Source organism: Paenibacillus sp. M-152 (assembly GCF_003856555.1).
In the GTDB taxonomy this organism is placed as follows: Bacteria; Bacillota; Bacilli; order Paenibacillales; family Paenibacillaceae; genus Paenibacillus; species Paenibacillus polymyxa_C.
This window is the reverse complement of record NZ_CP034141.1, coordinates 2,609,364-2,635,066: the sequence shown is the minus strand read 5'-3', so window position 1 is coordinate 2,635,066 and position 25,703 is coordinate 2,609,364. Positions and strand designations below refer to the sequence as shown.

Sequence of the window (25,703 nt, the reverse complement as noted above, 5' to 3'; positions counted from 1 at the left end):
GCTAACCCAGCCATATTATCCATGGACATGGGTTAGAGTCTTTCATTGATCTACATTTAATTGGCCTTTGACAACAAATAGAGGAAATAAGGGGTAACCAGGATAGTAATTATGATTCCGGTTGGAATATCAGCACCAAAACTGATTGTCCGTGTAAGTGTGTCAGCAATTAATATGACCAGTGCACCAACCAATGCAGTGGTAGGTAATAGTAGCTTATGATTGGGACCTACCAGCCTGCGAGCCAGATGGGGACTAACCATCCCCACAAAAAAGAAATTCCCACCAAGTGCCACGCTACCAGAAGCCAGAGCCACTGCTGCGATCGTCAAGCCGATAAATTCCCTTTTAATGGCTACGCCGAGCCCCGATGCTGTCTGATTTCCCAAATTCAGCGTATTGAGTGTGTTAGACCTGTAAAAAACGTAAAGGCAGATAATCAGCACCCAGGGGAGCAACACCATTATATAGCTCCAGTCGTCCCCCCACAGGTCTCCAGCCTGCCAACGCAGAGCAAAATCATACTGTTGCTTGTCTAATCGGAGCGTCAGTATCAGCGACAATGCGCTGTATCCACTCCCCATAGCAACACCCGTTAAAATTAGGCCTGTAGGCGAAATGTCTCTTCCCCGCCTGAAAGCAAACATAAAAATCAAGAAAGCTGCCGTTAGTCCGCCTGCAAAAGCCAGCCCTGGAAGAATAATAGGCGATAGTAATCCCTCACTAGCGAACAGCGTAATATACAAAAGCACAAATAAGCCTGAGCCCGAACTGATGCCTAGTGTCCCCGGACTGGCCATGTCGTTTTTGAGCAGGCTTTGCATAATACAACCCGATATCCCCATGCCAATACCCACTAATACGGAAAGCACAATACGTGGCAGTCGAAATTCAAATACGATCAGGTTCTGCTTATTCGTTCCTTCGCCGATGATGACCTTGAAAACTTCGAGTGGAGACAGATTCATTTTCCCGACATTCATGCTAAGTACAGCAACCAGTAGTGTCAACATGGTTAACAGTAAAATAATGCTTATACCCCTGCTATTGCGGGACAGCTTCAACTAAACTCCCTCCTTTGCTTGCGCACAAGGTAGAGAAAATAGGGTACTCCGACCAAAGCAAAAATAATGCCCAGCGGCGTTTCGTGAGGGCGATTAATCATTCGACCCAGCAAATCTGCTGCCAGGAGAAAGACTGCGCCATACAGCGCTGAGGCGGGAATAATATATCGATAATCTGTACCGACCAGACATCGCATAATATGTGGCACGATCAAACCTACAAAGCCAACAGGACCGACAACAATAACCGATAGCCCCGTTAGAATTAATACGATTAGGGTTGAAAATAGCTTAATTCTATTCGCACGAATTCCCAAGCCTGACGCCACCTCCTCTCCAAAGCTCAAGATCGTAATGGAGGGAGAAAGGGCAATAGCACAGACCAAGCCCACTACAAATAGTGGTGAAATGAAAGCCAGTTCACTCCACTTGGCACTAGCAGTACCACCAGCAGACCAATAATCAAGCGCTTGACCAATCTCATACTTAATAGCAAGAAAAGTGCTAAACGCACCAAAGAGCATGGAAATGGACATTCCTGCTAGCACTAAGCGCTGAGGCGTCATTCCCCGCTTGCCTATAGATGCGATGTAGTACGTAATTCCTGTCGTGATGGCTGCACCTAAACAAGAATACAGCATGGTCTCTCCGTAGGTGCGACCTGGTAAAAAGGCCATACATAGCGCAATAGCAAATGTCGAGCCTGAGCTTATACCGATGAGTCCCGAGTCGGCCAATGGATTGCGAGTGGTTCCCTGCATAATAGCCCCGCACACAGCCAAGCTGCACCCTACAATAATGTCTGCCACAGTGCGTGGAAAACGCAAAGTATGAATGATTTGGTGTTCCGTAATATTGGGATCAAATTGAAATACAGCCCCCCACGCCAGCTTCAAGCTCATCTCCGCAGCACCAAAGGTGATGGATGCTGCGGAAACTACCAAGAGCAGGAACACGCCCGCGATCATGTAGCTTACAAAATGAAATATTCCTTTTTTATTTTGTTCTTTGTGAGTAGACATTGATTACACCCTTAGTTGGTCAATTATGCATCGTTACTTCGTCTGTTCCAGTAATTTACCAATAATATAATCTAGCTGTCCTGTCATACTAGCAACGTCTGAATAATAGAAAAGTCCTGCATATTTCGCTGGAATTTCGATAATGTGCCCATTTTTGACGGCTGGAATACTGCTCCAGATTTTGGTCTTCGCATATTCGGATTCTTTGTCTTCCTGCTTAAACCACAGTACATAATCCCCAAAGTATTCAGCAGCTACCTCATAGGATAAAGAGCCTCGACTCTCTCCGGAATTTTTAATCAATGTATTGAGCTTTTCCGGTTTGTGAAGTCCTAGAAAATCGTAAAGCAACGTTCCTCCCCGTGAGCCTGTTTCATAATATATTCCGTAGGATCCACTGCCCCAGTCCTCGAAAATGCTAAATGTTTTGTCCTTGAATATGTCGGAATTAAGTTTTTCTTTGGCCTCACTCAGCTTGCTTTCAAACTGTGAAATCACTTTATCCGCTTCTGCTTCATGTCCTGTGGCCTGACCAAGGAATTTCAACCGTTCAACAGATGTCATTTTACCCTCAGGTATTACAAGAACAGGCGCAATTTTGGACAACTTATCATAATCCTTTGTGTCATATGTAATGATGAGATCAGGATCGTATTTCATAATTTCCTCGGTCTCCCACTTTTCAATAACAGGAATCCCATTAAACTTATCGTAAAAAGGCATAGTTTCTTGTTTCCAACCAAATACCGCAGCCGGCTTGATTCCCAGCGTGAATACATCGCCAATATACCAGTTGACCACTACCCGTTGGGGATTAGCGGGCACCTTTACATCTCCTTTTATCGTAGAGACTGTACGTGTACCAGACTCACCGCCTGCCTCTTCTTTCGTGGAAGATGCAGGTTGAGCAGATGAATCTGAGGAACTTCCAGCATTTCCACATCCTGAAATAACGAAGATCATTACGAATAATGCACATAAAATCATGTAAGATTTCTTGCTCATCATATGATGCATGTTATAAATTCTCCTTTGAAATATAGTAATTGCAGAGCATACTTAAAAACAGTGATATTGATAATCATTATCACTAATATAAAATTGTAAATTTCTGCTTCATGATTGTCAACTGTTTCTTTAAGTTTTATTTACTTTAATGGGTTTTCCAACGTTGCCCTTCTATTCGCTTCATGCCATTCCTGATAGATTCCTCCAATTTCATAAAATGCGTTATTCATTGCTGTTGTCAGCTCCTTCATGATCTCCTTGGTATATTTTAGATGAGTATTTTGGTTATCTACTTTATATTTGCGAAGCAGATTTAGATGAGAAATGATATGAATTGTATCTTCGATGATCCAATACATCACATCCTCTACATCTTGAGTAAGCTTATTCAGCATCTGTACGCCTCTTTCGTACATCTGTAGCGTATACCCCTGTTTGCCAACTTTCACATACGGACTCAGATCATCATAAAAATCCGTACGAAAAGGTCGTCTTACATATTGCTCATATTGTTCTTCGTACATCGAAGTTTGTTCGAGCAGCTTAATGGTCATATCTATGATTTCTTGTTTTCTGTATATTTTTTTCATCAGATTTCCCCATCCTTTTCTCTACTAAAATTTAGGTCATAATCATATTAGGTCATAAGTGATGCAATAAAATACTAAACTATTTTTTTACCAACCATTAACAATTCCTTTGGCTGCAATCGATAAATAGAATAGAGGAGATTCTCCTCAATATTTCAAACTGGCCGTTTGGGAATTCACCTATAAGATTAAGAAACAATCATAAAACACTATAAATAGACCGTCACTCTCAGGAGCGGCGGTCTTCACATTTTACTACTCAGGTGAAGAGGTAGATACCATTTTGGTATAACCGTTTGAAAGTAATCATACCCCTCCAAAACCTCTTCAGCTCGTTGCACCATATCGTCTACCTCTTCTTTGCCAAATGGAATGGCCCAGTGAATCGATGAAATCTGATTGCTTGCAATATACAGTGCCATTAACCTAAAAAATAAATCCGGCACATCGTTATTGAAATAACCGTGAATACGACCAGAAGCAAATAATGGGCTTAATCCAGCACACCAGGTGATACGATTGAATTCCTCCCAGGGATCGCCATAATCCAGTCTATTAAAATCAATGATACCCAGTTCACCAGATGAGGTAATCACCATATTGCCCACATGATAATCCCCGTGCTGAAATGTCTGGGGGCGATTTTCTAATAGATGACGGTTTTGCTCAATAAAACTTATCGTTTGATCTGCTCCTTTTAAAGCAATACCGCATGACTTATAGTTTCTGATATATCTGTTGATTTTGGCATTATAATGTTCAGCCCATGGGACGCGATCTTGCTCCGCGTAAATCTCATGCAACTTAGCCAATACCTTTCCAGCATGAACTCCAAGCTGATACTGCTGTTCTGCATTTAATGTGGGTATAATTCCTTCAGCATCCTCCCCGTTGACCCAGGTAAATAAAGAGTATACCGACTGTCCGTTGTTGCACAATCCAAAACCAAGCGGACGGGACATTAGAACATTATCTATATGATCCAGCTTTTTTACGGATTCAAATTCTCGCTGTTTCTTGTCATATTGGGTGATATTCGAAATTCTCAGCAGCAAATCTCTACCGTCAGTGGTTTGAATAAAATATTTGCTGTCACTGGACCAGCCTTTATGAATTTCTTGCACGTTCCTCCATGCGCTGGCACCTGGAATTTCACTCAAAAAATGATTCACGCTCGCATCCCCCCACGCTAATAGCCTTTTTATACCTTCCATAGTTTACCTTTAAAATGACAAAGGAATCAATCTTCTTGCCAGCATAAATCCAAATTAAAAAGGCTGAAAAGACAGACGTCTCTTCAACCTGAATATAAAGTGAGTTGTTGGTCATAAATACCTATCACCTATACCCTCAATTTAGTAAGAATAGGAGAACTCATTTTTAAATTCGTCTACCCGTTGAATGGTTTTCAGAATATTCCGACCTTCACGGGTGCCATCAATAATACGACGCGCTTGTTTGCTGTCTCCGATATTTACAACTTCCACCTGATGCTCTTTTCCATATTGAAGCAAGCTATCCATCAGTGGAGTGTATGAACGCATACCCAAACATACGAACCCTAGATCAAAAGGAATCTCAAACTCCTGTTCTCCATGCTTTACTTTGAAGCGGTCGCTGCACACTTCTGTCAAAGCCGTCTCTGTATGGACATTTACTCCCCTTTCCTCCACCATTTTCATCATTGAAATGCGGGTAATCATATCCAGATCCTTGCCCAATAAAGGCATCATCTCAATGATAGAAACTTTTTGAGCCCCGCGTTCCGCATAATATTCTACAACATCCAGTCCCACGGCTCCTCCACCCACTACAGCAATACGTTTGCCTTCAAACTCTTGAAAGTTCTCCATGTTGTTCAACAGGTCAAAGATGGAAAATACTTTTGTACCCGGTTTGCCTAGTTGATCGTGCAGACCTGCAATGGGTGGAAGCAGTGGCTGGGCCCCAGTTGCATTGACAATAATATCAGGATTCAGAGCACTAATCATCGACATATCTGCTCTTGTACCCGTGACAATGTTCAGATTGGTTAACTGCTTGGTGCGCTGAATCAGATAATCTGGGAAATCATTGATGCGCGTTTTGTCTGGTAAGCGAGCAATATCACGCGCGAGGCCACCCAGTTCTGGCTTTTCTTCGAAGAGAGTTACTTTGCAGCCTACCTCAGCTGCTGTACAGGCCGCTTCCATCCCCGCCGTGCCCCCACCGATCACAACGACTTGAACACTGTTTCTAACTCGTTGTTTCCTGTATTCAGCTTCCTTGAACAGATCCGGATTAACCGTACAGCAAATCGGTTTACTTTTGGAGATACGGTGATCGGCACAACCAATGTTGCAGGAGATGCATTTTCTAAGCAAATGCTCGTAGCCGTTTTGCACTTTAAGCACCCAGTTCGGTTCTGCGATCAAACCTCTGCCCATTGCCAGAAGATCAGCGTCACCTCTTGCCAAAATATCCTGAGCAGCCTGTGGGCTCCGTATATTACCCGAGGTCATCGTGACCTTTCCGAATTTTTCTTTTACCGCTTTGGCCATATATGAGCGCCAACCATCAGGCAGGTTCATCCCGTCAATCTGGAACTGGATGGAATCATTTAGAGCTGCGGAAACGTTCAAAATATCTATCTCATCATTGAGATACTCCAGTAACTCCAGTGTATCTTCCAAGGTGTTCCCACCTTCTGTGAACTCCTCCGCACTAAAACGTAAGCAAATGGGGAAAAATGGGCCCACCACTGAACGAATTTCATCAATGACTAATCTGGCAAAACGAGTACGGTTTTCTGCGCTGCCGCCAAATTCATCCGTACGTTTATTATACACTGGCGAAAGAAACTGACTCAGCAAGTAGGAATGTCCTGCGTGAATTTCAACACAGTCAAACCCAGCTCGTTGCGCTCTTCCCGCTGCTTCGCCGTATTTACGCACAATGGCATAAATTTCTTCTTTTTGCAGAGGTCTTGGGATCGCTCCACCCTTTTTAGAAGGAATATTCGAAGCGGATACGGGTTGAACTCCGTTCAGTCGTCCCGCATAAGCCGAAGCACCCGCATGGTTAATTTGTACAGAAACACATGCCCCATAAGAGTGCAGGGCTTCTGTTAATCTAAACAGTCCAGGAATAAACTGATCATTATCCATCCGCAGCTGAGTTGTCCCGTTCGTACCCATGGGGAAATCCAGACAAACATTTTCTACTGTGATCAGGCCAGTCCCCCCTTTAGCCCGTTGCACGTAATAGTCAATATGATCCTGAACAAAGCTTCCATCCATGGCAGCAAAGTTGGTTCCCATTGGGGGCATTACAATCCGATTCTTCAAGGTCATGCGCCGTATGGTCAGAGGTTCAAATATCGCAGGATAGTAGTTCATTGTTCTTCCTCCTTGCAGGTTTGCAAATTTCATTTTCAAGTTTCATTAAATAACTCATATATGTGATTTTTTTCACTTTAAAGGATATCGAAGTTTTATTGATTACGATCATTCCTTATGAATTGATTTTATATCATTCAATCTATAAATTCTAATGCTATTTTATGTACTGAATCATAGTTTCAGTCTATAGATGAAATATAGTCCTACATAAAAAAAGGAACAATCCTTTGAGAAATGTTCCTTTTGACTCAAACCAAAATCATACTTTTATTCATTATTCACCTACGCATTCGTTCTTTTGAAGCCGAAGGGTCTACGCTCCAATTTCCCTTCCCTGACATATCTGTCCAGTAGTTCACACATTGTAGCATATCCATTGTTTCTGAATGAAGTTGCGTAGGCAGTGGCTTTAGGAGAAGTGTTCAAATATTGAAGGAAAAATCCTTCGTCTATCACCTGCGTATCATAAATATAAGCTTCAATCGATGTATGCCATTCTGGGTGATGCTCCCCAATATTCACAAACAGACAATGATCACCATGTAAATCAGCTGACCATATTCCATCAATAATCAAGTCTGTTTCTTTTTGTTCCAGCCATTCAAACTGAGTTGGGAACGTCTCGTACTCCGAAGGTCTGATTTGACGGGTTACGGTAGCCATTCGTTCACATAAACGCTGCGCAGATAGCGTGTACTCGTCCCACAAGCCCAAAATAGCCATATCTCTTGCACGCGAGTCTCCCCACTCTTGATCTTCTTCGGCCGAAGTTTGTAAGTGTGTGAACGTTTGGTCTATCCGCTTATGCCTCATTGCTATTCTCCTTCCTCCTATTTATCACAAGTGTATTCCATTTAGAAACCAAAAATCCCTTGCTCGAAAAGCCGTGTGAGTTCAGAAAAGAAACATCACGGCTTGACAGCAAGGGAAATATACCTATCTATATACAGATTATACTTTTAGATCACCATCATAGGTAGCAATCATTTTGTATAGTTCGGGACGACGGTCACGGAAAATGCCCCATTCGATCCGCCCTACTTCGAGCTCGTCCAGATCAAATTCAGCAGTAAGCACTTCTTCATCAGTACGACTCGCTTCTGTGATTTTGTTCCCCTGAGGTCCGGCGATAAATGATGAGCCGTAGAAATTGATACTGGATTCTTCATCTGTTTCCATTCCGATGCGGTTGGAAGCAATGACTGGAATCAGATTGGAAGCTGCATGACCTAGCATGCAGGTCTGCCAGTGGTCCTTGGAGTCAATGGAAGAATCCTGTGGCTCAGAACCAATCGCTGTCGGATAGAACAAAATCTCTGCGCCCATAAGCGCCATACAGCGGGCCGCCTCGGGATACCATTGATCCCAGCATACGCCTACCCCAATTTTGGCATAACGTGTATTCCACACTTTAAACCCAGTATCGCCCGGATTAAAATAAAACTTTTCCTCATACCCAGGACCATCCGGAATGTGGCTTTTACGGTATTTACCCAACACTTCACCGTCTGCATCAATGACAGCAAGACTGTTGTAACGAGCATAGTTTTTCTTTTCGTAAAAGCTGATTGGCAGCACAACCTGCAATTCTTTGGCAATCTTCTTGAAATGATTAACCGCTTTGTTGTGCTCCAGCTCAGTTGCATATACATAATAATCAGACTTTTCCTTCTGGCAGAAGTACGGAGTTTCGAACAATTCCTGCAGCAAAATAATTTGCGCGCCTTGGGCTGCCGCTTCACGTACCAGTTTCTCTGCTTTGCTGATATTTTCTTCAATATTGGTAGAACAGCTCATTTGAGTTGCTGCCACTTTTACTTTTCTCACCTTAGTCCTCCTTATGAATGTTGTATCGTTTAACGCTTTACAGCAGGCATCTGCTGGGTTGTACAGTGTACATTACCGCCTTCACGGATAACTGCCATACCATCTACAGTGCGGATCTTGCGATTCGGAAATACTTTTGCTAGTACTTGCTGGGCTGCAAGATCGCTCTCAGCGGCAGTTCCGCCAAACACTGGCAAAATAATACCGCCATTCACAAAGTAGAAATTAATATAGCTCAGTGTTAGTCGGCTATCTTCATAATCCACACGCGGCGGTTGGCCGATCTGAATCACTTCCAGCTTACGACCTTTGGCATCTGTTGCTTGTTCTAGAATGCGCAGATTTTCCTGCGTGATTTCATAATTTTCATCCTCTGGATCATCACATACTTGCATAATGACCTTACCAGGAGCAGCAAAGCAAGCAATATTGTCCACATGACCATCTGTTTCATCGCCACTGAGTCCGCGTTTTAGCCATATAATTTTTTCGGCACCTGTATATTCGCATACGTACCGTTCTATTTCTTCTCTGCTTAGTTCCGGATTGCGATTGGGATTAAGCAAGCACTCTTCGGTTGTAATCAGGGTGCCTTCGCCGTCTACGTGCAGTGAACCGCCTTCCATTACTAGTGGTGCATCTAACCGTGGAACTCCAAGTTGGTCCAGAATTTGCGGCGCAACCTGGTCATCTAGATCCCATGGAGCATATTTGCCGCCCCAGGCATTAAACTTCCAGTTTACACCTGCCAACTGACCATGTTCGTCTGTCAGAAAAGTTGGACCGTTGTCACGCAACCACGCATCGCTATGCTCTATCGGCAGCAGTTCTACCCGTTCCCCAAGTTCAAGCGCTTTAACGCTCTCCAGATCATCTGGATTTACGACTACGGTAACTGGTTCAAATTCCGCCATGGCACTTATAATTTCGGCATAACCCTTACTTACCTCGGCATGCATCTCCGGGTAAACCATTGAAGATTGTACAGGCCAGGAAATATACGTACGTTCATGTGGCGCCCATTCAGGCGGCATCTTATAATATGAATCCTTAATTTGCATGTATTGAAGCTCTCTTTCTTTTCAAAATGTAGACTCCGCTCCTATCATACAATAATATGATCTTTGTCTCAATCGAAGCGGAAAAGTTTTAATAATTCACATTGTAATTTAAAGAAAATCACTTTGAAAAGGTGATTGTTTTTACTGTACAGCCATCAAAATCCTTCACAGTAAATTGTGCTCCCTCCAGCACACCATAAGAGGATGGGTAGTTTTCTTTTGGCAATGCGATCGAACCAGGGTTCAGTACAAAGACCCCATTTTCCACATCTGCTACCGGAATATGAGTGTGTCCCTGAATGAACACATCCCCTGCTTCCAGTGGCGGCAAATTTCCGATACTAAAACCATGTCCGTGCGTGACATAGATTCGCCGTCCTTCATGATACAGCAAAGCATAATCACCCATCATTGGAAACTCTAGCAACATCTGATCCACTTCTGCATCGCAATTCCCGCGCACCGACACTGCAATGTGGGATTTGTATTGGTTCAGCATAGCAGCCACTTCCGCCGGGTTATATCCTTCCGGTAACGGATTACGCGGTCCATGGTACATATAATCTCCAAGCAAGACAATACGGTCAGCTTTCTCCTCCTTGAATTTTTCCAGTGCTAATTGCAACCAGTACAGCGAACCGTGAATATCTGATATAAACATTAATTTCATATTTTTCCCTTCCTTTCTGAATAGACCATTGTAATTTAAAAATGTTCCTCTTACGTTCATTATTACACTATTCCCTAAACAAATCTGTGCAAAAATGTTTCTTTACGTTTGGTATGACGCAAAACTACAGCTCCAGATAAGCTGTAGTTTTATGGTTAATTCCTTTTATACTTGTGCTTATCATCTTCGGTGATTTTACGGATGACCTTGCAAGGGTTTCCTGCGGCAATCACGCCAGAAGGAATGTCTTTGAGCCCTAATTGTGATTTTTCTTTTTCTGTCATAGCTTGTCTACACTCCGTTTATGTAGCTAGATACTTGTCGTAAATGACGCTCATGAAAAAATTTGGCGACCGCTTCCTCCGTAATAAAGCAGAAGCGGTCGCCACGTAAAACCATCATTATATTTTACAACTTAATTTAATTATATTATAAATTAACGCTTCAAGCTTTCACCGTTCGTAGCAATAACTTCTTTGTACCAGTGGAACGATTTCTTTCGATATCTTTCAAGTGTACCGCTACCATCATCATGACGATCTACGTAAATGTAGCCATAACGTTTTTTAAGCTGAGCAGTCGACGCGCTGACAAGATCAATACAGCCCCAAGATGTATAGCCCAGAACCTCTACTCCATCTTCAATCGCTTCCCCAACTTGAACCAAATGATCATTCAGATAGTTGATCCGGTAGTCATCTTCAACCGTTTTTTCACCTTTTTCATTGGTGATAAGCTCGTCCACAGCGCCCAGACCATTTTCAACGATGAACAGTGGTTTTTGGAAGCGATCATAAAATGTATTCAGCACATAGCGCAGACCTTGCGGATCAATTTGCCAGCCCCACTCACTTGCCTCGAGATGCGGATTGCTAACCCCACCGAGGATGTTACCTTCACCTTTGACTTTTTTAGCTTCGTCAGCCGTCTCACAAGTACTCATATAATAACTGAACGAGATAAAATCAACCGTATGCTTCAGATCTTCAGCATCACCTGGCTCAAAATGAATAGAGATTCCGTTTTCTTTGAAGAAACGTTTCATGTAACCTGGATACTGACCTCTTGCATGAATATCGGCAAATGCCATGTTTCTGTGATCAAATTCCATTGCTGCAATCACATCGTCTGGATTAGGTGTCAGCGGATAAGTAGGCATACTCAGTACCATACAACCAATTTTGAAATCAGGGTTAATCTGATGACCGATTTTTACTGCTCTTGCACTCGCTACCAGCTCATGGTGAATAGCTTGATAAAGGTCTTGTTCACTAAGTTGATCTTTTGGTGTGCTAATCCCGCCACTCATGAATGGTGCTTCAAGAATCGAGTTGATTTCATTGAACGTCAACCAGTATTTAACTTTATCTTTGTAGCGATTAAATACAGTTGTTGCATAGCGCTCATAGAAATCAACAAGCTTACGGTTCACCCAACCATCGTATTCTCTGGACAAATGTAAAGGTGTTTCATAGTGAGATAATGTAACGAGTGGCTCAATACCATATTTATGAAGTTCATCAAACAAATCATCATAAAATTGCAAGCCTTTTTCATTAGGCTCAAGTTCGTCACCTTTAGGGAAAATACGTGACCAAGCAATGGAAGTACGGAACACTTTAAAGCCCATTTCCGCAAAAAGTTTGATATCTTCTTTATAATGATGGTAAAAATCAATACCGATCAACTTCATATTATCTTCTGTTGGTACATCCGTCACCGGTCCCCAACCACCACGAGGAGTTACATCCTGAATGGACCAGCCTTTTCCGTCTTCTTGATAAGCGCCTTCGAGCTGATTAGCAGCAACTGCTCCACCCCACAGGAAATCTTTTGGAAACTGTGTACTCATATTTTCTCCGCCTTTGCTGATGTTTTTTCATAAACTAGCACATAAACACGTTACCTCTACGCTAATGTTTATAAAGTACTTCTAATTGAATCTTAAGGTTTGTAACGCGTTTCATGTCAAGTATTATTTTAAAAACTTGCAGAGTCTATAATCGTATTATCTCCAATACTTACTTCCCTATTTATAACAACGTCCCCACCCATCTATCCGTTAATTACCAATTGTAACTGGGTGAGCTATTCTTCAAAGTGGAAGGCCTCTATTTTCTTTTTTCCACCAATTGTAAATTGTAGGTCAAGCTTTCAAGGGTAACTGAAATCAACCCATACATGTATTCATCGTGCGTATCGTTTTTTACAAAAATCTCAGGCATATGTTCTTTGGGTACATCTTTAAGACAGCCGTTATAAATATCATCCAACAGTGCTGGCTTAGATAACTCTCCGGTCAAAGCGATCGATACAGGGTCTATAATCGCAATAATGGATGTTATCGTTTTGATCGCCAAAAAAACAAATTCCTGTGTGCTATTTAACTGTTTAAGCTGTTCCTCTCTCGTTATGCCAAAGGGTAAAAAGGAAACTTCCCCGGCAAATTTGGTATTTCCTTTTAACAAATGTCCATCGACAATAAAACCCGCTCCCGGAAAATTATCCTTGGGAAACGTAACAATAGCGAAGGTTTTGTCCTCATCATAATTTTGCATGTTATAAAATCCATAGACGGTCAGATGCATATCATTTTCAATGGTGACTTCTACCCCGTATTTATCTTGAAGGCGTGGTCCTACAGGGACTCCTATCAGCAGATCAAGATCGCAGACATCAATAACCCCTTGATGAACAACCCCCGGGATGCCAATACCAATCGCTTTAACGTTTTCGTAGTTGTTAATCAGCTCTTCAATTTGGTGATCTATTACTTCATAATCAATATGAGGCACAACGGATGTGTTCTCTGCAATAATATCGCCAAGCATATTGGCAACAGCATAAGTAAGAGAATCTACTCCGCCTTCCGTTTTCACAGTTAAACAAATAATATAGGAATAATCAGCGTTATATTTGTAACGTCTAGCCGGACGCCCACCGTTCGATTCTTCCAATTCCATCTCTAATACTTCTCCGGTTTGAAGAAGCTCATTTAGAATATTTCCGCAGGTTGCCACACTAAGTCCTGTAATACTGGCTATAGATGACTTGGTTGCATATTCCTTGGATTTCAGTGTGTTTTTAACTAGCTCTACATTAATGTGTTTGACCCGAATGGTATTATTGGAAACTGGTTGTATTTGAATACACTCCTTTTGAAGTGATTATAAAAAGCTTAATAATAAGCTGTAATATAACGCTCGGTCTGCAATAAGTCAATTTGCACTACCCGTACGCAAAGAATATGATTCTCAATTCGATTAGTCAACCATCATGATATACTATGTTTAAGGGACAAAAATTTAATGATAAAACTAACAAGAAAAGGGAGATTCTATTGGCAACTAGCGAATATGTAGCAATCATTGCATTGATCCTCTCCGTCATACTTTTGTTCAAGGTCTATCACCTTCAATCTCGGCTTAATGACTTGAAATCCGATGTGGAGCGTCTTGAGAATCGTTCAGGACTAACGGGAACCTCGATGTCAAATACAATCGCTCCTCCTGCTCCACATATCCAACATGCAGATGCTTCTGAAGAAATCAATGAAAGGCTGCTTCTACTGATCAGGGAAGGAAATAAGATTAAAGCCATAAAAGAGTTAAGAACCGCTAAGAATCTTTCACTTAAGGATGCAAAAGATTATGTAGATTACTTGGAAAAACGCTAAGAAAGGAAGAATTAAAATGAGTGTGAGTAAAACAAACGCTATGCGTATATTGGACGGGCAACACATCCACTACAATATTTTGAGTTATGAGCACCAAGACGGAAAAATAGACGGTATGAACGTAGCCGAAAAGATTCAAAGAGCACCCGAATCTGTTTTTAAAACTTTGGTTGCACATAGCAAACAAAATCTGTTTGTTTTTGTCATTCCTGTACATAAAGAGCTCGATCTCAAAAAGGCTGCTAAATCTGCGGGAGAGAAGAAAATTGAAATGCTTCCAGTTAAGGATTTGCAAAAGCATACGGGATATATTCGCGGCGGCTGCTCTCCCATAGGGATGAAAAAGATCTATCCCACTTATATCGACCAGCCTGCAGTTGAGCTGGAAACGATCGTCGTAAGCGCTGGGAAAATTGGAACCCAAGTGGAGCTGAGTCCGCATGATTTAGCCCAAATCATTCAAGCACAGTTTACAGATCTAACCCACACGGCATAAAACTCATCACGTCCTCATAAAATCTTTATGCGTATTTTCTCTTAATCCTATGCTTCATCATGCTTCAACTTGGAGAGGAAGATCAAATAATGCATAATGATTGCTCGAAAAAAGTCGGAATCCCCCAGCCCATAAGAAGTGATGGCGCAGGGGGGATTGACAAGGGTCCACGTGATGTGATGAGGGATTTACAAAATCCAGATATGCTGGTTCCTCCCGTAACGGACAATGGTCTCATACCGAATATGAGGTTTTCTTTTTCAGACGCCCATATGCAGCTTAATCAGGGTGGATGGTCAAGAGAAGTTACAGTAAGGGAATTACCCATTGCCACAACTCTTGCCGGCGTGAATATGAGTTTGACACCGGGCGGTGTCCGCGAACTTCACTGGCATCAGCAGGCAGAATGGTCATATATGCTGTTAGGTAGTGCTCGCATTACGGCAGTTGACCAAGATGGACGTAATTTTATTGCTGATGTAGGCCCTGGCGATCTCTGGTATTTTCCACCTGGCATCCCGCATTCTATACAGGGCCTTGAAGAAGGCTGTGAATTTTTGCTGGTTTTCGACGATGGCAGTTTCTCCGATCTGAACACCTTATCCATCTCGGATTGGTTCGCACACACACCTAAAGAGGTGCTCTCTGCAAATTTCGGGATTCCAGAAGCCGATTTTGCAGAGATTCCTCAAGACCAAGTGTACATCTATCAGGACTCCGTTCCCGGTTCAATTCAAAGTCAAGCGGTTCCTTCTCCCTACGGGACGTTGCCCCAATCCTTTAAGCATGAGTTACTAGCTCAGCCCCCGATCAAAACACCAGGCGGAAGCGTACGGATCGTTGACTCCTCCAATTTTCCGATTTCCAAAACCATTGCAGCTGCCCTTGTTGAGATTGAGCCTGGAGCCATGCGAGAAATGCATTGGCACCCCAATAATGACGAATGGCAATACTATCTTGCCGGGCAAGGACGGATGACTGTCTTTGGCGGTAATGGTGCAGCTCGTACATTTGATTTCAGAGCCGGGGATGTTGGATATGTGCCCTTTGCTTACGGTCATTACATTCAAAATACAGGTTCTAGCACACTATGGTTTCTTGAGATGTTTAAAAGTGACCGTTTTGCAGATGTGTCCTTAAATCAATGGATGGCTCTTACGCCTAAAGAACTGATTCAAAGTAATTTACACGTTGGCGCTGATGTGATCTCTAATTTACGAAAGGTCAAATGGCCCGTCGTCAAGTATCCTGGTTACTCTTATGACCCTAAAAAGAAATAAAGGAAACACTTTGTCATGATGTCTTCCAGCTGTTTCCGTGGCTCAGAACAAACTGCTCAAATGAGACCGGACAGCGCCCAGTGACAAGCTTAACGGTATCGGTCACTTGGTCTTCACTTCCATTTTCACGTATCCTTCTATCTAATCCTGCCAGCATATCTGCATATTCCTCAGGCATTCCAGCGTGAACCATGCCCGCTTTCAACTCTTCATCAGACAACGAGATATGCTGGATCGGTTGGACTGTTGATTTCCCGATCAGTTCAGCCACTTCGTCATATGTTAGTGATTGAGGTCCAGTGATGACATGAGCCGTGTTGTGTGGTTTATCGTCAATAAGAGCCCTCACTCCTACTTCTGCAATGTCATCTGCACTTACGAAGCCTATTCTCCCGTTTCGGGTTGCACTATAAATGGCCTTGTTGTTTTTGATCGTGCCCACATGCTGGCCTTCTGTGAAATTCTCCATAAAGTAGGATGGCTGCAGTACAGCCCACTCTGGAGCTAATCTACGAAGTGCTTGATGCACAGGTCCAAATACTGGTCCGTCCTCAGGCACAGATGCGCTCCCTAACAGCACAAATCTTTGCACTCCGGCACTCAAGGCTTTTTCAATAAAAGGAATCATCACTTTGGCGGGATTGACGTCCAGCACAGGTACTACCAAATAAATTTTACCTACATTCATCAGCGCCTGTGCATGTGTTGATTCATCATACCAATCAAAAAATACATAATCCGCCCCTTCCGAATTGCCAGGTTTAGTACGCCCTGCCAAACGTACCGGATACTGAAGTTGCATAAGTCTGGCAGCTACACGGCTGCCTGTTTTGCCGTTTGCTCCTGTAATCAACGCTATATTTCTGTCTTTCATGAAATTCAACTCCTATTTTAATTTTTATTTTCGCCTAGATCTCTATATCCCTATGAGACTTGACTTTTTCATTCACGATTCTAGAGCTTCTAGAGCTACTAAAGGGTTCCAATAATCTTTGTAGTGAGTAATTTTTCCGTTCTTCAGCTTAATAACAGAAATGTAGGTTTGATTATACGGTTTACCTGTGCTCACAGCCTGCGCCTCAGAGGCGAATTCGGCCACGAATAAACCCGGGTCCGTTGTCGTATGGATAGTTGGTGAAGAGAAATGCTGAATCCGAAGTATACTAGGAAACTCCTTAATATACTCGTAAATTGCTGCTTTACCCTGAAGCACTTGTACAAAATGTTTAGGTGCATAAGGGAACTCGAAAACAGCGTTATCATCAAATAATGAAATCCATTGCTCCATATTTTCTTCTAACAGGTTGCTCGTAAATTTATGCATGACTGCTTGTGCTTGCTGTTTTGCATCGTCAGTATTCGGATTGATATTCATGGTAGACACCTCGCATATTTATTTTAATTTCTGTTTTAAAAGTGAATTCAAGACGCGAAAATAAACATAATCATTCTAGACTGAATAGTCTATAATACTCAAAAAAATTTGACTAATCGGTCTGGAATGTTCAAAAAATAAACGCTATTAAGCGTTCATAAAGATCAATCCAAAACCGACAGCGTCGTACGTACAATATCTCTAAGCACCTCAGTGCTGGCGCCTGTCTTGGCGGTAAATGTCAACGATAGTCGGGCATGATTTAGAAATCTGGCGATTGACAATAGCTCAGATTCCGTAGCATGAATCTCCCCCTCTTTTTGGGCGCGGACTAGGGCGTTGTAAAAGGCAAGTTCAAGCTTTTCAGTATTTTCAGAAATAAAAGCTTTGATCTCATGATGATGCGGAGCCTGTTCAATAGCACTGTTCATAATAAAGCATTCCTTGGACAGTCTCTTATCCGTCAAGACTCTAACAGATTCATTAAAAATCGTCGCTATTGCATCCTTAATGCTCCCAGGTTGACTGAGCAGATGAACTACGGCTTCAGTTTTGTCACGTATATAAAGCTGAATAGCCGAAAAAAATAAATCATATTTCGTTCCGTAGGTATCATAAAGACTCTGCCGCGCTATACCCAGCTGATCCAGTAAAATAGTCAGAGAAGTTCCCTCATAGCCATGCTCTCCAAATACAGCCATAGCTTTTCGCAGAACACTTTCAGTATCAAATTCTTTAGCTCTTCCCAAACCTCATGTTCACCTCCTTGACTATGATTATAATTTTTTCAGACTGATCAGTCAAGAAAATGAAATTGATTTTATATCATTTTATTCACAAAAAAACCATCGTACCGAAATACGATGGTTTAGGGATGTTTATTTTATCCAAACGCTCAGATGTAAATGATGCAATCCGATTATTCCTCAGAGTCTACGTTGTGGTACACCTGCTGAACATCTTCCAAGTCCTCTAATGCATCAATCAATTTATCAAATTGAACCTGTGCATCTTCCGGAAGAGTAATATCATTTTGGGCAAGCATGGTGAGCTCAGCCACAGTAAACTCAGTTACTCCTGCCTGCTTGAAAGCTTCCTGAACAGCATGGAATTGATCAGGCTCTGCATATACGATGACGGCTTCATCTTCTTCAATGATGTCACGAACCTCGACATCTGCCTCCATCAGCAGCTCCAGCACTTCATCTGCGGTTTTACCCACCAGACCAATAACTGCCGTGGAATCAAACATGTAGGCTACAGATCCGCTCACGCCCAAGCTACCGCCATTTTTAGTAAATGCAGAACGCACATCCGATGCTGTACGGTTTACGTTATTAGTCAGTGCATCTACAATGACCATGGAGCCGTTCGGTCCGAAACCTTCATAACGAAGCTCTACGTAGTTTTCATCGCCAGCACCTTTTGCTTTTTCAATAGCACGGTCAATGATCGCTTTCGGTACATTGTACGTTTTTGCACGTTCTAACACGACTCTTAGTACCCGATTGGATTCAGGATCAGGCTCGCCCTGTTTGGCTGCCACATAAATTTCCACGCCAAATTTAGCATATATACGACTCGTATTAGCATCCTTGGATGCCTTCTTTTCTTTAATGTTATTCCACTTACGTCCCATAATATCCCGCTCTCTTCCTGTATGAATATACACAACGAACTTCATTATATCCTTGTATATTATATCTCCTAAAGGACATACGAACAAGTTCAAACAACTCCGTTATGGAAAAATAAACAATTCTACCTAATTAGGGATGCTTCAAGAATGTGAACTTTCAATCCCCTCATCTATGGACAATAATCCTATGAATGTCTAAGATGAGGAGGAAGTCTGACTTGAAGGAGATTATTCACTTGGATGTCTTACATAAAAAGTTGAGCAATAACCATGAAATCACGGTATATGAAACCACGGAGCTATATGGTGAAAAGGGATTATTTCGCGTGATGCAATTCTCCAATGCAGCCATCCAAGGTGCGATGGATTTGAATCATCCGCAACGTATTCTGTTCGAATATCCCAGAGCAATCATTCATCTCATGGAGCTGAACGACCCGTCATTTGAAGACGTGTTTGTTATCGGACATGGTGTAGGCACGATTGCGGGTCATTTTGCAGACAAACGCTTTAAGATTGCCGAGCTGGACGCACAAGTGGTAGAATTCAGCCAAACATTCTTTGGATACGACCAGGACAATGTAGTTATTGGTGATGGACGCCGCATTCTGGAGAAGGAGAGCCCGGATGCTTATGACTATATTATTTTGGACGCCTTCACGGAGCAGGGTACGCCTTTGCATTTAATATCTTGGGAATTTTTCAAAATGGCCAAAGAAAAGCTGGATGCAGAAGGCTCGCTAATTATGAATTTGATAGGCAAAAGCGAACACGATCATCTGATCCATGCCATTCACACAACGCTGCGTGAAGAATTCGCCTATGTTACCACGTTCTCCCTACCCTCGGAAGGCATTGCTGACATCCAAAATATCATTATGATAGGTCGAGACAAGCCCATTCGTTTTCAGGCACGTCAGATGGCCGACTTTCATGAGATTACCCTTGGAGAAGGTCATGTTCTGCGGGATACAGATGCTTAGTGTTGAATGAGGTTCAGTATCCGTCTCTCTACATCATGGATATGAATTGACTCTTTGTGGCTGCTTCTTCGCTCTACGAACTCTACTTTTCCGTGTTCAGCATCTTTACCAACGACGATACGCACGGGAATACCTACTAAATCCGAATCTTTAAATTTAACCCCTGGGCGTTCCTCACGATCATCTAGCAACACCTCCACACCGCGATCCTGCAGTTGGCTGTATAAGTCCTCAGCTATTTGCATCTGAAGCCTGTCTTTCACAGAAATCGGAATGATATGAACCTGAAACGGGGCCAGCGCATGCGGCCATATTATTCCGTTCTGGTCATGATTTTGCTCTACAATGGCGGACAGGATTCGGGAAACACCAATACCATAACAGCCCATAATCATCGCTTGATCAGTTCCGGACGCATCTAGAAAAGTTGCACCCAGCTTTTCACTGTACTTGGTGCCCAGTTTAAATACGTGTCCAATCTCAATTCCTCGATGAAGTTCCAATTTCCCTTCGTCACACCGAGGACATCTATCCCCTTCTATAACATTGCGCAAGTCTGCCACATAGCGAAGATCTAGATCGCGTCCTGGATTCACATGCCGATAATGGTAATCCTGCTCGTTCGCGCCTGCAAAACCGCTAGACATTTGGACAACGGCGTAATCCACCCACACAGGGATTGTCAAGCCGCATGGACCTATGAACCCGGGTGGGGTTCCAGTCGCCTTTGTGACGGCATCTGCATTTGCTATTTCGAATTTTTCACTACCTAAAATTTGTTTAACTTTTACTTCGTTGACCTCATGATCTCCTCTGACAACTATCGCAATCGGCTGATCGTCAGCCATATAAATCAGTGTTTTGATGATTTCCTTCGGCTCTATGTGAAGCGTTTCAACGAGTTGATTTATGGTTCGCAAACCTGGAGTGTACAGTTTTTCCATTTTATCTGTATCAATTGAAGGATGGCTGTCATGTTCATCTTCATTGGAGACAGAAGATATTCCTACGCTCCCCGTCGTCCGTGGCTCCGCCTTTTCAAGATTGGCAGCATAATCACAGCAGGTACATGCCACAATGGTATCCTCTCCAATCTCAGCCAGTGCCATAAATTCATGAGTTTCACCCTCACCACCAATAGCGCCTGCATCTGCTTCGACTGCGCGAAAATTCAGACTGCAGCGGGTGAAAATACGTTGGTAGGCCTGGAACATCGTCCAATAAGTGTGATCTAGTCCTGTCCAATTGGCATCAAACGAATAGGCATCCTTCATCAAAAATTCTCTGCTGCGAAGCAGACCAAACCGAGGACGTCGTTCATCCCGAAACTTGATTTGAATTTGGTACAGTGTTACTGGCAATTTCCGATAGGAATTCACTTCATTTCGTATTAAAGACGTAATGACCTCTTCATGTGTAGGACCTAATGCGAACTCCCGATCATGCCGATCTTGCAGACGCATCAGCTCAGGACCGTACACATCGTATCTCCCCGATTCTTGCCACAGCTCCGTTGGCTGTAATACAGGCATTAGCAGCTCTCCAGCTCCTGCACGATCCATCTCATCTCGTACAATTTGTTCCACTTTTCTGAGCACCCGTCTGCCCAGTGGCATATAGGTATACATTCCAGCCGCCAATTGGCGGATAAATCCTGCCCGCAGCATCAGCTGATGGCTGATCACTTCGGCCTCTGCAGGTGCTTCACGTAAGGTTGTCAGTAATAATTGGCTTTGGCGCATGTGTGGCTTCCTCCTTGTAAGAACGATAAAATGTACGCAAAAAAGACACATCCGTCAGGGACGAATGTGTCGTGGTACCACCCTTCATTTGACCGTAACCATATACGGGACGGTCCTTCTTCAGATAACGGCATCTGGCCGGTAACGGTTTATCTTACGCACCGTTACAGCTCGCAAGGCAGGGAAACGTTCATTCGCGGCGAGAAACCTTTCAGCCCATGGGTTTCTTCTCTGTACAGCGGGTAATTGAACCTTTGATCCTTGGTCTACACTATTCCTATATATTACAATTTTCACCACTTTACACGAAACGCAGATTCGAGTCAAGGAGATAATTGTCTATCTGGGCTCATCCAGGGACATGAACGATATTTAGATTTTAGGATAATCAAATTCCGTTCATTACCATATTGCAAAATGAGCGGCCAGATTTTAGGACGGATACGCCTGCGAAAACCCAGAACAAAGCGGACAAACCGAGGTGAAATATCCCAAATACGAACGGCTTCCCGCTCTATTCCTGTGGGTAACTCCTTGGAAAATAAAAAACGGTTAAGCGAACGTGTGATAACACCTGATATCGCCTCAATCGTGCTGACATCCATCACGATGATTGTATCGGAACGCTGGAGTCGCTCGGTAAAATAACGCTCATGATAATTCCCTTCGATAATCCATTCTTCCCTTTGCAGGACTTCTCCCAGCTGTTTGTGAAATTGCTTGTCCGTACTCTGCTTCCACTCTGGCCCCCAATACAAATCATCCAACGAGGTATACGGCAAATGAGTCCACATCGATAGACGTTTGGCCAAAAAAGTCTTGCCGCTCCCCGGTGAGCCGATTACGATAATACGCTTAGCATGCTGTACAGCTAGAAGATCGTCACTTTGTCCTGCACGTAAGGTCGAAATGGAATAGATCAGTCGATATAGTAAACCTACTGCCAAAGCCCCTCCCTTTAAAAGCAAATAAAGTAGGAACAGCGGCAGAAAAACAATAGCGTATTTCACACTGTCCATCAGACAACCTGCTCCTTTTATAAATTCAATAATTGAGACCATTACGTCCGTGAAGCTCCAAATACACGCTGCTGTAGGTTAGTGTTCTCTTCTTTACTTATGTATTTTTCTTTTTAAAATACACACCCTTAAAAAAAACAAAATTTTGCGAATGTGTGCCATACAGCTCCTGGAATCTAGAATGAAGTTTATTCATAGAAATGGTGTCTGAGACTGTCCGATCCGTTTGTATGGTTAAATCGACACAACTGATTCCAAACTGGCACACTTGTTCCATAGGATAACCTTGGGTAATTCCATAAATCATCCCGGCAATAAAAGCGTCGTCTGCGCCTGTGACATCAATGACCTGTTGAAATGGGTGTATAGGGATTTGTCCATAAGTTCCATCTTGAGAAGCAAACAACACACGCTCAGCACCGCAGATAATAATGACATTTTGAACCCCAAGTTTGTGAAAAACTCGGGCTGCGTCCAATATCTGCTGATCATCTTTAAGTTCAAGTCCCAAATAAGCTTCAGCCTCTTCCGGTTGGCATACCAGCCATTCCACCCCATGCAAATTTCGTGGAAGCTTTCTCATCTTGGAAGCTGACACCGAAGAAACGACAAGCGGAACCTGATGTTCCAGACAGACATGTATGGTGGCCGCTATTACGTTCATAGAAAAATTAGTGTCCAGCAGAACGAGTCGGGACGAGGCGATTAAAGGAATATTTTCAAAAATTATGGAAGGACGAATCTGATCATAAATCTCCATTTCTGCTGTCGCTACAATCATTTCACCATGCTCGTTCAGCAAGGCAGTATAGACACCGGTTGACGATTCACCTTTGACTTGAAGAGGAATCACGTGCATGTAACGGCTGGACTGTTCGATGATAAATTCACCTTCAGCATCGTCCCCAACTGCGGTCAGCAGGCTGACCCGTCGACTCAACCTCCCTAAATTTTCAGCCACATTCCGTGCTACCCCACCGCAAGATTGCAGACTAGTGCTGCTCGGGTTGGAGGTGTGAAGCTGAAATGTACCTTTAATCATGATTTTACGATCCAGATTGGCCCCTCCGATACACAGAATTTGTTCACTAGAGGGCCAAGGCTCGTCCTGCTCATTTTTGTGAATTTTTTTTAATTTCATCATTTGACTCCTTTCTCGACTCTATTCGCTAGAATGATTTAAATTTGTGCAGAAATAGGTACTCTATAAACCTAACATGTTCCAAATGTCAAATTCCCAAGAATCATGTCGAGTCCGTTAAAAATATCATAAAGTTACACATACAAAAAAATCACCTTATCGTAAAAACATCCTCCACTTTACAATAAGGTGACTAGAGCTGAACGTGCAGCTTAGATCCTTCCTAACATCCTGTTATTTTATAATGAATAGTGCAGCTCCATGAGGGGGTAAATCTGCAGACAGTTCCTGCACTATATCACCTAAATCCACATGGTTCCATAAGTCTCTGGCACTTGCCTGCCCTTCAATTCCAAGCTCCTGTAAGGACACACGGACTGTGGAAGCTTCATCTCCAGCATTAAATAAAGCCGCATATACGTGACCTTCCTCGTTGTGAGAAGTCCAAACGATATGTTCATCCTTTCTGTAGACCTGTCGCGCATTCACACCGTTGTGATGAACATCGAGCACTTCTTTGTTCGTCAGCAATGAAAGTGTCCATTCGTCATTATCACGCAGTTCTCCCCCAAACATCAGTGGAGACCGGAAAATGCTCCATAAGGTCATCATTGTCAGCTGCTCATCCTTCGTAAAGCGTGTCCATCGATCATGACTGCCGGAATCTACTGAATCTACCGAACGAATACCCAGATGGCCCAGTGGCAACATGTCGCAATCCGGCCAGTGACCTGGACCTACATGTTCCGCCCATTTCTCGCAGCGCTCAAGCATACCATACAGTAAAGGCCATACATCCCAGAAGTCATCAGTCATACGCCACATATTCGCGTTTGCGATTAAATCAGATGCATGCTCCAGCGGTGCGGGACCAGGCGATAGACTCAACACCATCGGACGTCCGCATTGGGCGATAGCCCGCTCAATCAATTCAATTTCCGCCAAATGAATACCATAGAGACGTGATGCAGCAATGTCATCTACTTTGACAAAATCCACACCCCATTCCGCATACAGGTCAAATAACGAATTATAATACTCCTGTGCGCCTTCCTTGGAAGCATCTACCCCATACATATCTGTGTTCCAAGGACAAATAGAGTTAGGAAGTGCAATTTGTCTGGCTGTAGCTGTAGTTCCTAAAATCGGAGTATCCTGATGAACCGCCTGGCGGGAGATGCCTCTCATAATATGTATCCCAAATTTTAATCCCAGACCGTGTACATATTCCGCAAGAGCTTGGAAGCCGCGTCCATCTGCTGCCGAAGGAAAACGATTCACCGCTGGAATAAGACGTGAATATGAATCCATTTCCAATGGGACAAACGGGCGATACTGTGAAGATACTGCTCCTGACTCATACCACTGAATATCCACCACAACATATTCCCAACCATATTCCTTCAGGTGCTCCGCCATATATTGAGCATTTCCTCGCACTTCCTCTTCCCGTACTGCTGCACCGTAGCAATCCCAGCTATTCCACCCCATAGGTGGTGTATGCGCTGTCAAATGATGTTTCATTGAATTCATCCTTTCATCTGCTAGACCTCAACCTGTTACTGCGAATCTCATCAACCCCACAATACCATTATAATGTAACCCCTTACTTTTGTCGCTCGTCATCTTTTCCGTTTCCACTTTTTAAACATTTATGTTGACTAACTTAAAGAATGTGGTACATTTAAACTTGCTTGTTAAAAAACTTTGACTTGAATCAGAGGGTGATT

The 25,703-nt window shown here is 43.0% G+C and carries 26 protein-coding genes; 4 read left to right on the top strand and 22 right to left on the bottom strand.

The genetic code is table 11. The features are described from left to right. Positions 1 to 56 precede the first annotated feature (56 nt). The 14 genes from EGM68_RS11825 to EGM68_RS11765 form a co-directional block, all read right to left on the bottom strand. Positions 57 to 1,064, bottom strand: a complete 1,008-nt coding sequence (locus EGM68_RS11825) for a FecCD family ABC transporter permease (RefSeq protein WP_129549231.1) — start codon at positions 1,062 to 1,064, stop codon at positions 57 to 59. Beyond that, entirely contained in the window at positions 1,061 to 2,086 is a 1,026-nt protein-coding gene (locus EGM68_RS11820) for a FecCD family ABC transporter permease (RefSeq protein WP_129549230.1), read from the bottom strand. Before EGM68_RS11820 ends, EGM68_RS11825 begins: the two co-directional genes overlap by 4 nt. Before the next feature lie 33 nt (positions 2,087 to 2,119). Then, positions 2,120 to 3,103, bottom strand: coding sequence for an ABC transporter substrate-binding protein (locus EGM68_RS11815; RefSeq protein ID WP_129549229.1), 984 nt, complete (start codon positions 3,101 to 3,103; stop codon positions 2,120 to 2,122). Positions 3,104 to 3,234: 131 nt separating this feature from the next. Next, complete coding sequence (locus EGM68_RS11810; RefSeq protein ID WP_129549228.1) at positions 3,235 to 3,684, bottom strand: immunity 63 family protein; 450 nt, start codon at positions 3,682 to 3,684, stop codon at positions 3,235 to 3,237. Between the two features lie 245 nt (positions 3,685 to 3,929). Then, complete coding sequence (locus EGM68_RS11805; RefSeq protein WP_481855594.1) at positions 3,930 to 4,898, bottom strand: aminoglycoside phosphotransferase family protein; 969 nt, start codon at positions 4,896 to 4,898, stop codon at positions 3,930 to 3,932. After that, the gene (locus tag EGM68_RS25715) at positions 4,837 to 5,013 is read right to left on the bottom strand and encodes a hypothetical protein (protein ID WP_013371048.1); all 177 of its coding nucleotides are present in this window, start codon (positions 5,011 to 5,013) and stop codon (positions 4,837 to 4,839) included. The genes EGM68_RS11805 and EGM68_RS25715 overlap by 62 nt, the downstream gene beginning before the upstream one ends. Before the next feature lie 26 nt (positions 5,014 to 5,039). Beyond that, positions 5,040 to 7,061, bottom strand: a complete 2,022-nt coding sequence (locus EGM68_RS11800) for an NAD(P)/FAD-dependent oxidoreductase (protein ID WP_129549226.1) — start codon at positions 7,059 to 7,061, stop codon at positions 5,040 to 5,042. Positions 7,062 to 7,346: 285 nt separating this feature from the next. Further along, positions 7,347 to 7,877 carry a hypothetical protein gene (locus EGM68_RS11795; RefSeq protein WP_064963667.1) on the bottom strand — a complete coding sequence of 177 codons (531 nt, stop codon included), beginning with the start codon at positions 7,875 to 7,877 and terminating at the stop codon, positions 7,347 to 7,349. Between the two features lie 138 nt (positions 7,878 to 8,015). Then, positions 8,016 to 8,891: an N-carbamoylputrescine amidase gene (gene aguB, locus EGM68_RS11790; RefSeq protein WP_013371044.1), complete on the bottom strand. Its 876-nt coding sequence runs from the start codon at positions 8,889 to 8,891 to the stop codon at positions 8,016 to 8,018. A 29-nt stretch (positions 8,892 to 8,920) separates the two neighbouring features. Next, positions 8,921 to 9,952 carry an agmatine deiminase family protein gene (locus EGM68_RS11785; RefSeq protein ID WP_129549225.1) on the bottom strand — a complete coding sequence of 344 codons (1,032 nt, stop codon included), beginning with the start codon at positions 9,950 to 9,952 and terminating at the stop codon, positions 8,921 to 8,923. A 118-nt stretch (positions 9,953 to 10,070) separates the two neighbouring features. Beyond that, positions 10,071 to 10,622, bottom strand: a complete 552-nt coding sequence (gene yfcE, locus EGM68_RS11780) for a phosphodiesterase (protein ID WP_064963665.1) — start codon at positions 10,620 to 10,622, stop codon at positions 10,071 to 10,073. Between the two features lie 155 nt (positions 10,623 to 10,777). Then, positions 10,778 to 10,906 carry a hypothetical protein gene (locus EGM68_RS26380; RefSeq protein WP_013371041.1) on the bottom strand — a complete coding sequence of 43 codons (129 nt, stop codon included), beginning with the start codon at positions 10,904 to 10,906 and terminating at the stop codon, positions 10,778 to 10,780. Between the two features lie 152 nt (positions 10,907 to 11,058). Next, positions 11,059 to 12,474 (bottom strand): glycoside hydrolase family 1 protein, encoded by a 1,416-nt coding sequence (locus EGM68_RS11770; protein WP_090739263.1) that lies wholly within the window; start codon positions 12,472 to 12,474, stop codon positions 11,059 to 11,061. A 259-nt stretch (positions 12,475 to 12,733) separates the two neighbouring features. Further along, positions 12,734 to 13,642 carry an ROK family protein gene (locus EGM68_RS11765; RefSeq protein ID WP_013371039.1) on the bottom strand — a complete coding sequence of 303 codons (909 nt, stop codon included), beginning with the start codon at positions 13,640 to 13,642 and terminating at the stop codon, positions 12,734 to 12,736. Positions 13,643 to 13,962: 320 nt separating this feature from the next. Here EGM68_RS11765 and EGM68_RS11760 point away from each other — a divergent pair, with 320 nt between their 5' ends. From EGM68_RS11760 to EGM68_RS11750, 3 genes are all read left to right on the top strand, one after another. Further along, the gene (locus EGM68_RS11760; RefSeq protein ID WP_013371038.1) at positions 13,963 to 14,298 is read left to right on the top strand and encodes a ribosomal protein L7/L12; all 336 of its coding nucleotides are present in this window, start codon (positions 13,963 to 13,965) and stop codon (positions 14,296 to 14,298) included. Positions 14,299 to 14,314: 16 nt separating this feature from the next. Continuing rightward, entirely contained in the window at positions 14,315 to 14,794 is a 480-nt protein-coding gene (ybaK, locus tag EGM68_RS11755; protein WP_129549224.1) for a Cys-tRNA(Pro) deacylase, read from the top strand. A gap of 89 nt (positions 14,795 to 14,883) precedes the next feature. Next, entirely contained in the window at positions 14,884 to 16,074 is a 1,191-nt protein-coding gene (locus EGM68_RS11750) for an oxalate decarboxylase family bicupin (protein ID WP_129549223.1), read from the top strand. A 13-nt stretch (positions 16,075 to 16,087) separates the two neighbouring features. Here the strand turns inward: EGM68_RS11750 and EGM68_RS11745 are convergent, their stop codons facing one another. The 4 genes from EGM68_RS11745 to EGM68_RS11730 form a co-directional block, all read right to left on the bottom strand. Further along, positions 16,088 to 16,948 (bottom strand): NmrA family NAD(P)-binding protein, encoded by an 861-nt coding sequence (locus EGM68_RS11745; RefSeq protein ID WP_013371035.1) that lies wholly within the window; start codon positions 16,946 to 16,948, stop codon positions 16,088 to 16,090. 72 nt (positions 16,949 to 17,020) lie between these two features. Continuing rightward, a complete protein-coding gene (locus EGM68_RS11740; protein ID WP_040101401.1) occupies positions 17,021 to 17,449 on the bottom strand; it encodes a nuclear transport factor 2 family protein in 429 nt (142 codons plus the stop codon). 164 nt (positions 17,450 to 17,613) lie between these two features. Beyond that, positions 17,614 to 18,198, bottom strand: a complete 585-nt coding sequence (locus EGM68_RS11735) for a TetR/AcrR family transcriptional regulator (protein WP_013371033.1) — start codon at positions 18,196 to 18,198, stop codon at positions 17,614 to 17,616. A 170-nt stretch (positions 18,199 to 18,368) separates the two neighbouring features. Beyond that, positions 18,369 to 19,088 (bottom strand): YebC/PmpR family DNA-binding transcriptional regulator, encoded by a 720-nt coding sequence (locus EGM68_RS11730; protein WP_014599726.1) that lies wholly within the window; start codon positions 19,086 to 19,088, stop codon positions 18,369 to 18,371. 218 nt (positions 19,089 to 19,306) lie between these two features. Here EGM68_RS11730 and EGM68_RS11725 point away from each other — a divergent pair, with 218 nt between their 5' ends. Beyond that, positions 19,307 to 20,071 (top strand): spermidine synthase, encoded by a 765-nt coding sequence (locus EGM68_RS11725; RefSeq protein ID WP_040101402.1) that lies wholly within the window; start codon positions 19,307 to 19,309, stop codon positions 20,069 to 20,071. On the opposite strand, the gene EGM68_RS11720 is transcribed toward EGM68_RS11725, so the two are convergent. From EGM68_RS11720 to EGM68_RS11705, 4 genes are all read right to left on the bottom strand, one after another. Continuing rightward, positions 20,068 to 21,813, bottom strand: coding sequence for a proline--tRNA ligase (locus EGM68_RS11720; RefSeq protein ID WP_129549222.1), 1,746 nt, complete (start codon positions 21,811 to 21,813; stop codon positions 20,068 to 20,070). The two genes, EGM68_RS11725 and EGM68_RS11720, sit on opposite strands and share 4 nt — an antisense overlap. Before the next feature lie 323 nt (positions 21,814 to 22,136). Beyond that, the gene (locus tag EGM68_RS11715) at positions 22,137 to 22,832 is read right to left on the bottom strand and encodes a P-loop NTPase family protein (RefSeq protein ID WP_040101404.1); all 696 of its coding nucleotides are present in this window, start codon (positions 22,830 to 22,832) and stop codon (positions 22,137 to 22,139) included. A 97-nt stretch (positions 22,833 to 22,929) separates the two neighbouring features. Further along, a complete protein-coding gene (locus tag EGM68_RS11710; RefSeq protein ID WP_025677855.1) occupies positions 22,930 to 23,973 on the bottom strand; it encodes a carbohydrate kinase family protein in 1,044 nt (347 codons plus the stop codon). Positions 23,974 to 24,207: 234 nt separating this feature from the next. Continuing rightward, positions 24,208 to 25,497 (bottom strand): glycoside hydrolase family 27 protein, encoded by a 1,290-nt coding sequence (locus EGM68_RS11705; protein ID WP_129549221.1) that lies wholly within the window; start codon positions 25,495 to 25,497, stop codon positions 24,208 to 24,210. Positions 25,498 to 25,703: the final 206 nt, after the last annotated feature.

Excerpts from the sequence above, each read along its gene's own strand:
- EGM68_RS11800 (WP_129549226.1), bottom strand. The coding sequence starts at position 7,061 with ATGAACTACTATCCTGCGATATTTGAACCTCTGACCATACGGCGCATG.
- EGM68_RS11785 (WP_129549225.1), bottom strand. The coding sequence starts at position 9,952 with ATGCAAATTAAGGATTCATATTATAAGATGCCGCCTGAATGGGCGCCA.
- EGM68_RS11705 (WP_129549221.1), bottom strand. The coding sequence starts at position 25,497 with ATGAAACATCATTTGACAGCGCATACACCACCTATGGGGTGGAATAGC.
- ybaK (WP_129549224.1), top strand. The coding sequence starts at position 14,315 with ATGAGTGTGAGTAAAACAAACGCTATGCGTATATTGGACGGGCAACAC.
- EGM68_RS11740 (WP_040101401.1), bottom strand. The coding sequence starts at position 17,449 with ATGAATATCAATCCGAATACTGACGATGCAAAACAGCAAGCACAAGCA.
- EGM68_RS11750 (WP_129549223.1), top strand. The coding sequence starts at position 14,884 with ATGCATAATGATTGCTCGAAAAAAGTCGGAATCCCCCAGCCCATAAGA.
- EGM68_RS11820 (WP_129549230.1), bottom strand. The coding sequence starts at position 2,086 with ATGTCTACTCACAAAGAACAAAATAAAAAAGGAATATTTCATTTTGTA.
- EGM68_RS11795 (WP_064963667.1), bottom strand. The coding sequence starts at position 7,877 with ATGAGGCATAAGCGGATAGACCAAACGTTCACACACTTACAAACTTCG.
- EGM68_RS11710 (WP_025677855.1), bottom strand. The coding sequence starts at position 23,973 with ATGAAATTAAAAAAAATTCACAAAAATGAGCAGGACGAGCCTTGGCCC.
- EGM68_RS26380 (WP_013371041.1), bottom strand. The coding sequence starts at position 10,906 with ATGACAGAAAAAGAAAAATCACAATTAGGGCTCAAAGACATTCCTTCT.
- yfcE (WP_064963665.1), bottom strand. The coding sequence starts at position 10,622 with ATGAAATTAATGTTTATATCAGATATTCACGGTTCGCTGTACTGGTTG.
- EGM68_RS11730 (WP_014599726.1), bottom strand. The coding sequence starts at position 19,088 with ATGGGACGTAAGTGGAATAACATTAAAGAAAAGAAGGCATCCAAGGAT.
- EGM68_RS11715 (WP_040101404.1), bottom strand. The coding sequence starts at position 22,832 with ATGGACAGTGTGAAATACGCTATTGTTTTTCTGCCGCTGTTCCTACTT.
- EGM68_RS11745 (WP_013371035.1), bottom strand. The coding sequence starts at position 16,948 with ATGAAAGACAGAAATATAGCGTTGATTACAGGAGCAAACGGCAAAACA.
- EGM68_RS25715 (WP_013371048.1), bottom strand. The coding sequence starts at position 5,013 with ATGACCAACAACTCACTTTATATTCAGGTTGAAGAGACGTCTGTCTTT.
- EGM68_RS11815 (WP_129549229.1), bottom strand. The coding sequence starts at position 3,103 with ATGCATCATATGATGAGCAAGAAATCTTACATGATTTTATGTGCATTA.
- EGM68_RS11810 (WP_129549228.1), bottom strand. The coding sequence starts at position 3,684 with ATGAAAAAAATATACAGAAAACAAGAAATCATAGATATGACCATTAAG.
- EGM68_RS11805 (WP_481855594.1), bottom strand. The coding sequence starts at position 4,898 with ATGGAAGGTATAAAAAGGCTATTAGCGTGGGGGGATGCGAGCGTGAAT.
- EGM68_RS11770 (WP_090739263.1), bottom strand. The coding sequence starts at position 12,474 with ATGAGTACACAGTTTCCAAAAGATTTCCTGTGGGGTGGAGCAGTTGCT.
- EGM68_RS11720 (WP_129549222.1), bottom strand. The coding sequence starts at position 21,813 with ATGCGCCAAAGCCAATTATTACTGACAACCTTACGTGAAGCACCTGCA.